This window comes from Kitasatospora gansuensis (assembly GCF_014203705.1).
Taxonomy (GTDB): domain Bacteria; phylum Actinomycetota; class Actinomycetes; order Streptomycetales; family Streptomycetaceae; genus Kitasatospora; species Kitasatospora gansuensis.
Window position 1 is genome coordinate 7295146 of sequence record NZ_JACHJR010000001.1, and the last position, 12564, is coordinate 7307709.

Annotated in this window: 8 protein-coding genes; 6 read left to right on the forward strand and 2 right to left on the reverse strand. The window is 71.4% G+C overall.

Annotated features, from left to right (window positions below; genetic code table 11):
* The first annotated feature begins 13 nt into the window (after positions 1–13).
* From F4556_RS32880 to F4556_RS32905, 6 genes are all read left to right on the forward strand, one after another.
* The gene (locus F4556_RS32880; protein ID WP_184922679.1) at positions 14–1999 is read left to right on the forward strand and encodes a beta-galactosidase; all 1986 of its coding nucleotides are present in this window, start codon (positions 14–16) and stop codon (positions 1997–1999) included.
* A 212-nt stretch (positions 2000–2211) separates the two neighbouring features.
* Complete coding sequence (locus F4556_RS32885; protein ID WP_313068978.1) at positions 2212–3717, forward strand: glycoside hydrolase family 43 protein; 1506 nt, start codon at positions 2212–2214, stop codon at positions 3715–3717.
* Between the two features lie 47 nt (positions 3718–3764).
* A complete protein-coding gene (locus F4556_RS32890; protein WP_184922683.1) occupies positions 3765–5519 on the forward strand; it encodes a cellulase family glycosylhydrolase in 1755 nt (584 codons plus the stop codon).
* A 70-nt stretch (positions 5520–5589) separates the two neighbouring features.
* The gene (locus F4556_RS32895) at positions 5590–7719 is read left to right on the forward strand and encodes a beta-galactosidase (RefSeq protein ID WP_184922685.1); all 2130 of its coding nucleotides are present in this window, start codon (positions 5590–5592) and stop codon (positions 7717–7719) included.
* 62 nt (positions 7720–7781) lie between these two features.
* Entirely contained in the window at positions 7782–10199 is a 2418-nt protein-coding gene (locus F4556_RS32900; RefSeq protein ID WP_184922687.1) for a SpoIIE family protein phosphatase, read from the forward strand.
* A 64-nt stretch (positions 10200–10263) separates the two neighbouring features.
* Positions 10264–11157 carry an IS982 family transposase gene (locus tag F4556_RS32905; RefSeq protein ID WP_184910699.1) on the forward strand — a complete coding sequence of 298 codons (894 nt, stop codon included), beginning with the start codon at positions 10264–10266 and terminating at the stop codon, positions 11155–11157.
* Between the two features lie 38 nt (positions 11158–11195).
* Here F4556_RS32905 and F4556_RS38700 read toward each other — a convergent pair whose 3' ends face one another.
* A complete protein-coding gene (locus tag F4556_RS38700; protein ID WP_184925799.1) occupies positions 11196–11690 on the reverse strand; it encodes a hypothetical protein in 495 nt (164 codons plus the stop codon).
* A 152-nt stretch (positions 11691–11842) separates the two neighbouring features.
* Positions 11843–12550, reverse strand: coding sequence for an HNH endonuclease (locus tag F4556_RS32915; protein WP_184922689.1), 708 nt, complete (start codon positions 12548–12550; stop codon positions 11843–11845).
* Positions 12551–12564: the final 14 nt, after the last annotated feature.

Here is a 12564-nt window from a genome sequence, read left to right on the forward strand (position 1 = left end):
AGAGGCTCTTTCCATGACGGCACGTCAGCTCACCGACCGCCTCGGTGCGCTCGCCTTCGGCGGCGACTACAACCCGGAGCAGTGGGGCGAGGAGGTGTGGAAGCAGGACGACGAGCTGATGCGCACGGCCCGGGTGAACCTGGTCACCGTCGGCGTCTTCTCCTGGGCGCTGCTGGAGCCGGACGAGGGGCGCTACGAATTCGGCTGGCTGGACGAGCAGTTGGACCGCCTGCAGGCCAACGGGGTCGCCGTCGACCTGGCCACCCCGACCGCCTCCCCGCCGCCCTGGTTCACCCTGGCCCACCCCGACGCCCTGCCGGCCGGCCCCGACGGCACCCGGCTGACCCACGGCAGCCGGGACACCTACTGCCTGGCCGCCCCCGCCTACCGCCGGGCCGCCCGCCGGATCGCCACGGCACTCGCTGAACGCTACGGCGACCACCCGGCGCTGGCCCTGTGGCACGTGCACAACGAGTACGCGACGCTCTGCTGGTGCGACCACACCGCGGCCGCCTTCCGGGTCTGGCTGCGCGCCCGGCACGGCTCGCTCGACGCGCTCAACGACGCCTGGGGCACGGCGTTCTGGAGCCAGCGGTACGGCTCCTGGGAGCAGATCCAGCCGCCCCGGGCCACCCAGTGGCACCACAACCCCGGCCAGGCGCTGGACTTCCGCCGGTTCTGGTCGGACGAGACCCTGGCCGCCTACCGCGAGCAGCGCGACGCGATCCGCGCCCACAGCGACCGGCCGGTGACCACCAACCTGATGCTGCCCGGCTACCAGAACCTGGACCTGTGGGCCTTCGGCCGCGAGGTCGACCTGGTGGCCATCGACCACTACCCCACCGCGCCCGGGGTGGACGCCGCCGCCGACACCGCGTTCGGCGGTGACCGGGCCCGCTCCTTCGGCGGCGGCGCGCCCTGGCTGCTGATGGAGCAGGGCACCAACACCGTCTACGCGGGTGACCGCGTCCTCCCCAAGGAACCGGGCGAGATCCTCCGGCACACCCTGGGTCACATCGCCCGGGGCTCGGAGGGCGCGCTGTTCTTCCAGTGGCGCCAGTCCCGGGCGGGCTCCGAGCAGTGGCACTCGGCGATGGTCCCGCACGCCGGGCCGGACAGCCGGATCTTCCGCGAGGTCACCGAGGTCGGTGAGGCGGTCGCCCGGCTCGGCGAGCTGGCGGGCTCCACCGTCCGGGCCGAGGTCGCCGTCCTGCACGACTCCGACGCCTGGTGGGCGCTGCAGTCCGACGGGCTGCCGTCGGCCGAACTCGACTACCACGCCACCCTGCGCCGGGCCCACCGGGCGCTGTGGGACGCGGGTGTCACGGTCGACTTCGCCCACCCCGAACACGACCTGAGCCGGTATCAACTGGTCGTCGCCCCAGCCCTGTTCCTGCTCACCGACGCGGGTGCGGCGAACCTGCGCCGGTACGTCGCCGACGGCGGCACGCTGCTGGTCCAGCACTCCGGCGGCTCCGTCGACGAGCGGATGCACGCCCGGCTCGGTGGTTACCCGGTCGCGCCGCTGCGCGAGGCGCTGGGCGTCCGGGTCGAGGAGCACCGCCCGCTGCGGCGCGAGGAGGCGACCGCCCTGTCCGACGGCTCGCACGGCACCGCCTGGAGCGAGCTGCTGCGCACCGAGGGGGCCGAGGTGGTCGCCGCCTACACCGACGGCGTGCTCGGCGGCGGCCCGGCGCTCACCCGGCACGGATTCGGCGCCGGGGCCGGCTGGTACCTCTCCACCCGCCTGGACGACAGCGGCTACGCCGCCCTGGTCGCCCGGCTGCTCACCGAGGCGGCGGTGCAGCCGGAGCTGCCGGGCCTGCCGTCCGGGGTGGAAGCCGTCACCCGCCACGCCGCCGACGGCCGCCGCTGGCACGTGCTGATCAACCACCGTACCGAGGCCGTCGCACTGCCGGAGCCCGCTCACGACCTGCTGACGGACGGCCCCGTGCACCGGTTGTCGCCCGGCGGCTGCGCGGTCCTGCGCGCCCACTGATCACCCGTCAGGCCAACGCCGCCATCCCGCGCGGCGGAAGCGTCCAGTGGGGCTTCAAGGCCACCTGGTCCGGCAGCAACGCCAATCCGCCCGCCTTCCGGTTCAACGGCGCGTCCTGCGCGATCGGCTGCCCCCCGATGACTGGTGGCGCCCCGGTCCTCCCCGGCCGGGGCGCCGCCCGAACCACCCGTACACCGAGAGGAACTGATCCAGTGTCAGGCCACCTGGCGGGCAGCACCGTCCCCAATCCCGTGATCCCCGGCTTCCACCCCGACCCGAGCATCTGCCGGGTCGGCGACGACTACTACCTGGTGTGCTCGAGCTTCGAGTACTTCCCCGGGATCCCCGTCTTCCACAGCCGCGACCTGGTCAACTGGACGCAGCTCGGCAACGCCCTGGACCGGCCGAGCCAGCTGCGCCTGCCGCGGGAGATGCCGTCCTCGGCCGGCATCTACGCACCGACGCTGCGCCACCACGACGGCCGGTTCTGGCTGATCGTCACCAACGTCGGCGACAGCGGCAACATGCTCTTCACCGCCACCGACCCGGCCGGCCCGTGGTCCGACCCGGTCCGGCTGCCCGGGGTGCCCGGCATCGACCCGGACCTGGCCTGGGACGAGGACGGCACCTGCTGGTGCACCGTAGCGGGCATCTCGCAGGTCCGGCTCGACCCGTACACCGGCGAGACCCTCGGCGAGCCGGAGCGGACTTGGTCCGGCACCGGCGGCCAGGCGCCCGAGGCGCCGCACCTGTACCGGATCGGCGAGTACTGGTACCTGCTGATCGCCGAGGGCGGCACCGAGCGTGGCCACGGCGTGTCGATCGCCCGCGGCCGTACGCCCACCGGCCCGTTCGAGTCGTGCCCGGCGAATCCGGTCCTGACCCACCGCAGCACCAACCACCCGATCCAGAACACCGGCCACGCGGACCTGGTGCAGGCGCCCGACGGCAGTTGGTGGATGGTGCTGCTCGGCGTCCGGCCGCGCGGTGGCACCCCCGGCTGGCACGTGATCGGCCGGGAGACCTTCCTCGCGCCGGTCGAGTGGGTCGACGACTGGCCGGTGGTCGGCCCGCTCACCCCCGAACTGCCCGCGCCCGCCTGGCCGTTGATCCCCGCCACCGGGCTGCCGGTCCGGGACGACTTCGACCACGCCGAGCTCCAGCCCTGCTGGATCTCGGTGCGCGAGCGCCCGGCGCAGCTGGTCACCACCAAGGAACGCTCCGGCTGGCTCACCCTGCACGCGGCCGGCGCCTCGCTGGACGAGCCCGACCCGGTCTTCGTCGGCCGCCGCCAGCAGCACCTGGACTGCTCGGTGCGCACCCTGATCGACCCCGCCGAGGGCCGTGGCGGCCTGGCCGTCCGGCTGGACGAGCGGCACCACTACGAGATCGAGGCCGTCGACGGCCGGGTGACGGTGTTCGCCCGGATCGGCCCGCTGCGCACCGAGGTGGCGTCCATCCTGGTGCCCGCCGGTCCGGTGGTGCTCGGCGTCGAGATCGGCCCGCACCCACCGGAGGACTCGCGCACCGCACCCGACCTGCTCTCCTTCGGCGTGGAACTGCCCGACGGCGGCTTCACCCCGCTCGCCTCGCTGGACGGCCGCTACCTGTCCACCGAGGTGGCCGGCGGCTTCACCGGGCGGGTCATCGGGATGTACGCCGCAGCCGGCACCGTCCACTTCGACTGGTTCGACTACGAGCCCACGTCGGCCTCATGACCACCCGTCAGCGAGAGCACCACCCGCACTCACGAGAGGGACGACACGTGAAAGACATCAGGAAACCCGCCCGCCACCGCGTCCGGGGCCCCGGCCGCCTGGCCGCCCTGCTGATGGCGCTGGCCGTCATGCTGGGCCTGTCCGGCGGCACCGCGTTCGCCGCGCCCGAGGAACACCAGCGGCCGCTGTGCCCGGTGGCCTGGGTGCCAGACAACCCGATGGACGCCGTCGCGCAGATGCAGCCCAGCTGGAACCTGGGAAACACCCTGGACGCCATCCCGAACGAGGACTCCTGGGGCAACGGACAGACCACCAAGGCGACCTTCGACACCATCGCGGCGGCCGGTTTCCGCAGCGTCCGCATCCCTGTGACCTGGACCGGCCACCAGTCCGCCACCGCGCCGTACACCGTCGACGCCACCTACATGGCCCGGGTCAAGCAGCTCGTCGACTGGGCGTTGGCCGACGGCCTGTACGTGGTGCTCAACGTCCACCACGACTCGTGGCAGTGGGTCTGGAACATGTCCACCGACCACGACAACGTGGTCGCCCGCTTCAACTCCACCTGGTCCCAGATCTCCACGGCCTTCCGGGACGAGCCGCGCAGCCTGATCTTCGAGGGCATCAACGAGCCGCAGTTCCAGAACGCCACGGACGCGCAGAAGCTCTCCCTGCTGAACGAGCTGCAGACCTCGTTCCACTCCGTGGTCCGCGCCTCGGGCGGCGCGAACGCGAGGCGCATGTTGTCGCTGACCACGCCGGGCGGCAGCGGTGACCAGGTCTACCTGGACAACCTGTACACCGCGATCGCCGCGCTGAACGACAGCCAGCTCATCGCGCAGGTGCACTTCTACAGCTGGTACCCGTTCAGCGTGAACGTCGCGGGCGGCACCCTGTACGACGCGGTCGCGCAGAAGCACCTGGACGACTCCTTCGCGGCCATGCACGACACCTTCGTCGCCAAGGGCATCCCGGTCTACGTCGGCGAGTACGGTCTGCTCGCCTACCCCGACCACTTCCACCCCTCCCGCATCGAGCGCGGTGAGGCGCTGAAGTACTACGAGCATGTGGGCTACGGGGCCCGCAAGAACGGCGTCACCACCGCCCTGTGGGACCCGTTCGCCTACCTGAACCGCGACACCCTCCAGTGGCGTGACCCGGAGCTGTTCGCCGTGATCAGGTCGAGCTGGACCACCCGCTCGGGCTCGACCTCCTTCGACAAGGTCTTCCTGCCGAAGTCCGCTCCGGTCACCGCCAAGTCGCTCACCCTGAACCTCAACGGCCTGGCCTTCCGGGGTCTGTGGCAGGGCGACACCAAGCTGGTCGCGGGCCGGGACTACACCGTCTCCGGCACCACGCTGACCGTCACCGAGAAGGCGCTGACCCGCCTGGCCGGCAACCGCGCCTACGGCGTCAACGCGACGCTCCAGGCCCGGTTCAGCCGTGGGCTGCCCTGGAACATCGGCATCGTCACCAACGACGTTCCGGTCGTGTCCGATGCCACGGGCACCAACGAGGCGTTCACCGTGCCCACCCGGTACAAGGGCAACGACCTGGCGACCATGCACGCCACCTACGCCGACGGCACCAACGCCGGCCCGACCGGCTGGACCCCGTACCAGGAGTTCAACCAGGCCTTCTCGCCGGACTACGCGAACGGCACGATCATCCTGACCCCGGCGTTCCTGACCTCGCTCCGCGAGGGTGAGACGGCGACGCTGGTGTTCCACTTCTACAGCGGCGACACCGCCACGTACCACGTCAAGAAGTCCGGCACCACGGTGACCGGCACCATCGCCTGACGATCCGTCATATCAAGCCCCGGCCACCGCACTTAGGCGGCCGGGGCTCCTCGCGTCCGGAGGTTCACCCATGTCCACGCTGCCCCCGCGCGTCCTGTTCGGCGCGGCCTACTACCACGAGTACCAGCCGTACGAGCGGCTGAAGGAAGACCTCGACCTGATGGCGCGGGCGAAGTTCACCGTCATCCGGGTCGGTGAGTCGGTCTGGTCCACCTGGGAGCCCTCGAACGGCCGGTTCGAGCTGGACTGGCTGCGGCCGGTGCTGGACGCCGCCCACGAGCGCGGCATCGCGGTCGTGCTCGGCACGCCCACCTACGCCGTACCGCCCTGGCTGGCCCGCCAGTACCCCGAGATCGCCGCCGAGGACGGCACCGGGAAGCCCGCCCCCTGGGGCGCCCGCCAGGAGGTCGACTTCACCCACCCCGCCTTCCGGTTCCACGCCGAACGGGTGGTCCGGCGGATCGTCGAACGCTATGCCGACCACCCGGCGGTGATCGGCTACCAGGTCGACAACGAGCCGGGCTGCCGACTGCCGCACAACCGGGGCGTGTTCCAGCGCTTCGTCGACGAGCTGCAGCGGCAGTACGGCGACGTGGAGACCCTCAACCGCGAATGGGGACTGGTCTACTGGTCGCACCGCCTGAGCACCTGGGCCGACCTGTGGACGCCCGACGGCAATGCCCAGCCGCAGTACGACGTCGCCTGGCGGGCCTTCCAGGCCCGGCAGACCGACGGGTTCATTGCCTGGCAGGCCGCGATCGTGCGCGAGTACGCGAGCCCCGGGCAGTTCGTCACCACCTGCCTCCAGTACGGCCACCCGGCCGTGGCGGACGACGAGCTGACGGACGCTCTGGACGTCACCGCGGGCAACCCGTACTACGACATGCAGGACGCCCTCGCGCTGCCCGACCCCACGCCCGACGACCACGTGCAGGGGTGGAAGACCGCCGGTGTCTGGGCCCTGTACCAGAGCGCCGACCGGATCTTCTCCTCCCGGCAGGAGCCGTTCCTGGTCACCGAGACCAACGCCCAGGCGATCAGCGGCACTTCGGAGAACCGGCCGGCCTTCGACGGCCAGTGGCGGCAGGCCGCCTGGGCGCTGGTCTCCCGGGGTGCGCGGATGGTCGAGTACTGGCACTGGCACACCCTGCACTTCGGCGCCGAGACGTACTGGGGCGGCGTCCTGCCGCACAGCGGCCGGCCCGGCCGGGTCTACGCCGAACTCGCCCGCCTGGGAGCCGAGTTCGAGACCGCCGGAGCACTGGTCGCCGGGATCGAGCCCGACGACGACATCGCGATGGTCTACTCGATGCCCAGCAGGTGGCTGATGCAGAAGTACCCGCCGCTGGCCACCAACGGCGGTGACCCGGACGGCAGTTCCTACCACGGGCTGTTCGACCCCTTCTACCGGGGCGCCTTCGAGGCCGGCCGCCAGGTCCGCATTCTGCACGCCCGCCAGCTGCACGACGCCCGGGGCGAACGGGAGGGCGTGGCACCGGAGTCGGCCGCGCAGCGGCACCCCGTGCTGGTGGTCCCCGGGCTGTACCTCGCCGAGGACTCGCTGCTCGACTGGCTCGCGGCCTACGCCGAAGCGGGCGGCCACCTCGTGCTCGGCCCCCGCACCGGCTACGCCGACCACGAGGCCCGGGCCCGCCACGAGCCCGCCCCCGCGCGCCTGGTGACGGCCGCCGGGGTCTGGTACGAGGAGTTCGGCAACCTCGCCGCCGCCTTGCCGGTACGGGCCGCCGCCGACAGCCCGCTCACCCTGACCGCCGACGCCACCGCGACCCGCTGGGTGGACGGCCTCACCCCCGTCGACGCCACGGTGCTGGCCGAGTACGACCACCCGCACTACGGCCGCTGGCCCGCCGTCACCACCCGCCGCCACGGCGCCGGCCGGATCACCTGCGTCGGCACCGTGCCCGGCCGCGAACTCGCCCGGGAACTGGCCGCCTGGCTGGCGCCGACCCCGCGCAGCGGCTGGCACGGCCTGCCCGAGTCCGTCACCGCGACCACCGGCACCTCCCCGGACGGACGCCGGGTCCACGTGGTGCACAACTGGAGCTGGCAGCCGGCCGAGGCCCAGGCACCCACGCGGCTGACCGACGCCCTGGACGGCAGCTCTGTTCCGGCTGGCGGGCCGGTGCGGCTCGCGGCCTGGGATGTCAGGGTCTTCGTCGGGGGACAGCGCGTCGGTTGAGCGGCCGGTGCCGCGGCGGGATGCTGGAGGGGCGCGGCAGGAACGAGGTCGGAATACCCGCCATGGAGAACGAACCCGGAACGCCCACACGGGGCGCAGCAGTGCCCGAGGACTTCGCGGTGGTCGTCGACGACCGCGGAGCCGTCCTGGTGTGGAGCGCCGGAGCCGGGCGGCTTCTCGGGTACGGGCCCGAGGAGGTGGTGGGCCGCCCGGCCGCCCGGCTGCTCGCCGCGGAGCTGCCCTCGGCCCTGCGGCATCACCTGGCCGCCGGTGAGCCCTGGACCAGCGATCTGGCGCTGCGGACCCGGGACGGCGACCGGGTCACCGCGCACCTTCGGGGCACGCCGCTGGCGGACTCCGACGGCCGGACCCCCTGGGTCGTCACCCCGGCGGCGGTACGGTACCCCGCCGGGCCGACCGACGCGGCGCCGGCCGAGCTGTGGGACCTCACGCTCGCTCAGCTCCCGCTGCCGGTCGCCGTGTACGACCGGGAGGCCCGGTTCGTGGCCTGCAACCAGGTGATGAGCCGGGCCATGGGGCTGACGCAGGAGGAGATGCGGGGGCGGACGCTGTGGGAGATCTATCCCAGCCCGCCCCTGGACGAGATCGACCGCCTGCAACGGCAGGTGCTGCGCACCGGCGAGACGGTCTTCCGGGAGGAGCAGCCGTTCCGGGCCTCCGGCGAGGTCCGCGACCACGCGTGGTCGGTCTACATCTCCCCGCTGAAGGACCGGGCGGGGGAGGTGCAGGGGCTGTCGGCCCTGGTGATCGACATCACCGAGCAGTACTGGGCCCGGCGCCGCCTGGCGGTGCTGAACGACGCCGGCCTGCGGATCGGCCGTTCCCTGGACGTGACCCGGACCGCCGAGGAACTGGCCGAGGTGGCGGTGGAGGGGTTCAGCGACTACGTCACCGTCGACCTGCTGGAGTCGGTCGCCCAGGGGCAGGAGCCGCAACCGGCACCCCCCGACAAGCCGGTCGTGTTCCGCCGCACGGCGCAGCGATCGGTGATTCCGGGGTGCCCGGAGTCGGTGGTCGCGGTGGGTGACACCGACGTCTACCCGCCAGGCTCCCCGCCCGCCCAGGCGCTGATCACCGGTCAGGGCGCCCACTACCGGATGGGTGACCCGCAGCTGCGCGATTGGTTGACGGCCTCACCGGCCCGCGCGGAGAGCATGCGACGGTACAAGATCCATTCGCTGATGCTGGTGCCGCTGCGCGCGCGAGGCATCACCCTCGGCGTGATGCACCTGCTGCGGCACCGCACCGCCGACCCCTTCGGTCAGGACGACCTGGTGCTCGCCGAGGAGATCGCCGCCCGGGCGGCACTGAGCATCGACAACGCCCGCCGCTACACCCGTGAGCGGCACACCGCGCTCACCCTCCAGCGCAGTCTGCTGCCCGAACGGCTGCCGGAGGTTCCGGCGCTGGACCTCGCCTACCGGTACCTCCCCGCCGGCGCGGGGGAGGAGATCGGCGGTGACTGGTTCGACGTCATCGCCCTGTCCGGCGGGCGGGTCGCGCTGGTGGTGGGTGACGTGGTAGGCCACGGGGTGCACGCCTCGGCCACCATGGGCCGCCTGCGCACCGCCGTACGGACCCTCGCCGACGTGGACTTCACACCCGACGAGCTGCTCACCCGGCTGGACGACCTGGTCCTCCGGCTCGACCGGGAGCGGGGGAGCGAAGGGGAGGGCACCTCCGGAGAGGTCGGGGCCACCTGCCTCTACGCCGTCTACGATCCCGTCACCGGCCGGTGCGACCTGGCCCGGGCCGGGCATCCGCCGCCCGTCCTGGTGACCCCCGACGACACCGCACGAATCCTGGACCTGCCCGCCGGGCCACCGCTCGGCCTGGGCGGGCTGCCCTTCGAGTCCGTCCGGATCGACCTGGCCGAGGGCAGCCTGCTCGCCTTCTTCACCGACGGCCTGATCGAGACCCCCGACCGTGACCGCGACATCGACGTCGGCCTCGAGCTGCTGAGCGAGGCACTGCGCCGCCCGGGCGCCGATCTGGAGGAGATCTGCGACGAAGTACTGCGCAAGGTACGTCCCGACCCGTCGGCCGACGACATCGTCCTGCTCCTGGCCCGCACCGCCACCCTCGGCGCCGACCGGGTCCGCAGCTGGCAGATCCCGGCGGACCCGGCGGCCGTGGCCGGCGTCCGCCGGGCGGCGAGCGAACAGCTGGCCGCCTGGGGGCTCTCGGAGCTCGACTTCGCCACCGAGCTGATCGTCAGTGAACTGGTCACCAACGCCATCCGCTACGGCAGCCTGCCCATCCAGCTGCGGCTGATCCGCGCCGACGTGCTCATCTGCGAGGTCTCCGACGGCAGCAACACCGCCCCGCACCTGCGGCGGGCCCGTAGTTTCGACGAGGGCGGCCGGGGCCTGCTGCTGGTCGCCCAGGTCTCCGAGCGCTGGGGCTGCCGCCAGAGCTCCGTGGGCAAGACGATCTGGGCCGAACAGCTGCTGCCTTGAGCTCTAGACGAGTAGATCCGAAGTTCGGTCCCGCCAAAGGGTCGAGGGCGTCCAAGATCAGTTTGTGACGACCGACCTGAACACCCTCTTGACCGCACTTTACGTGAAGATCGACGACGAGATCGGAGGAACGCGATGGCTGGGCCGCCCGCCCCTGCTCAGCGACTCTGAACTCGTCTGCCTCGCGGTGGCCCAGGCCCTGCTCGGGTACCACTCCGAGGCCCGCTGGCTGCGCTACGCGCACAAGCGCCTGTCCGGCATGTTCCCGTACCTTCCCCAGCGCGCGGGCTACAACAAGCGACTCCGTTCGGCACTGCCGCTGGTAAAGCGCGTGATCCGGGAACTGGCCCGGGATAGCGACTTCTGGACGGACACGGTGTGGATCACCGACTCCACGCCGGTGCCGTGCGGCATGTCGCGCCCGACCGTCCAGCGTTCGAACATGGCGGGCTGGGCCGGCTACGGCTACTGCGCCTCTCACTCCCGCTTTTTCTGGGGCCTTCGTCTGTATCTCGTGTGCACGCCGGCCGGCATGCCAATCCTGTGGGCGCTGGCGAACCCGAAGCTGGATGAGCGGGAGGTGCTGGCCGCGATGCTCGAAGTCGATGCGGAGCTGGTCGCCCGCCGCGAGGGCATGGTGCTCATCTCGGACAAGGGCTTCGCCTCGAAGACATTCGAGCGTGAACTCGCCGAGCTCGGCGTCGAGTTGCTGCGGCCCTCGTTCAAACGCGAGAAGAAGCGGTTCGGCGAGCCGATGCTCAAGAAGGTCCGCCAGCTGATCGAGTCGGTCAACGACACCCTCAAAGGGCAGCTCGACCTGGAACAACACGGCGGGCGGACCTTCGAGGGCGTCGCGATCCGGGTGGCCCAGCGAGTCCTGGCGATGGCCACCGCCATCTGGCACAACAACCGGACCGGCGCACCCGTCACGCGCTCGCTGATCGCGTTCGACCACTGACGGCATCCGGCAGTGACCGCAGGCAGGCTCTCGCCGAGTCAGAGGACCTCGGCCTGCTCTGGGGTCACGCAGTATTCGTGGTCGCCAACCTGCACGATGTAGCCCTTCGGTGGCTCCAAGGACGTCGTCCACCAGACCCCGGCGACCTCCCCGACAGCTTCCGTCGTCTCGCTCGGTGAGTCCGACTCAGTGCGGATTCGGACGCGGGTTCCGTCGGGCAGGTCGCTGCGATAGCGGGGCGGCATGTCGGGATGGAGTCGTCCCCTGGGGATCAGGAACTCCGGCCGTAGCCCCCAGGGACTGCCGTCCTCGGTCTCCACCGAGTAGATCGGCCCGACGTGGCCGTCGCGCTCGTCCTGCTTGATGACACACCCAACGACCACACCACGGCTGCCCACGATCTCCGGCCCGAGCCAACCCAGACTCGGAACTGGCGGATGCGGCGTCGTCAGTTCCACCAACTCGCCGTAAGCCAGGGTGGCCTGCTCTGGCCAGGGAGTCTCGTCCAGCAGCCACTGTTGCTCGACCGTCATGAGCCCCTCCATTTCATGACCTCGGTGGACCCACCAAACCATAACCGCGAGGTGATTGGCCTGATCGGTCTGGCCGGCCCTTCAACCGCGCGATCATGAGACTTCGGCCACCGTCACATCGGATCTACTCGTCTAGTACTTCGGTGAGAGTTCTAGGCGTCGCCCTGATGGCGCTCCGGCGTCGGGCAGACGCCGTCGCGCAGCGGCGTACCGCACAGCGTGAGAGCGACCAGACTGCCGAACACCGCAGTGCCCGTGACCTCCTCGCAGGTGAGGATCTTGTGGTGCGACTTCTTCGGGACATGGCCGAGACGCAGCCGCCGCTCCTGCTTGAGCCTCGTGCTCATGTCGTTCCACTCCTCTGAGTCACACAGCCGAGCGGGCTCGGAGACAAGCACCCGCATTGTCCACAGCTCCTCGATCCGAGTGCGGGACTCCGGCGTTGCCGGCGGCATGCGCAGATCGGTTTTAGCCCGGTGGCATCGCGCACACAGGAGTTGAAGGTTCGGCAGCTCGGGGGAATCGCCGTCGATGTGGTCGATCTCCGTACCGAGCTGTTCCTGGCACTGCTCGCACACGCCGTCGGCCTGGTCGCGGACCGCTTGCTTTACCTCGGGCGGCAGCCGTCGCGCCTTCCCGGCGTAGCCGCCCGCAAGGGCATGGGCGAGGGCGATCTGGACGCCGTACCGGACATCCGGGTTCGTGAAGAACTTGCCGTTGGCCATTGCGACTCGGGCCTTGCGGATGACCTTGGCCGTCTGTCGGCAGCCCTCGGTGCAGTACAGCGTGACGTTCTTCGAGGGCTGGAACGGCAGTGCGGCGTCGCAGTTGGCGCAGTGGTCGGGAGTGAAGGCGGTCATGATGAACAGTCTGG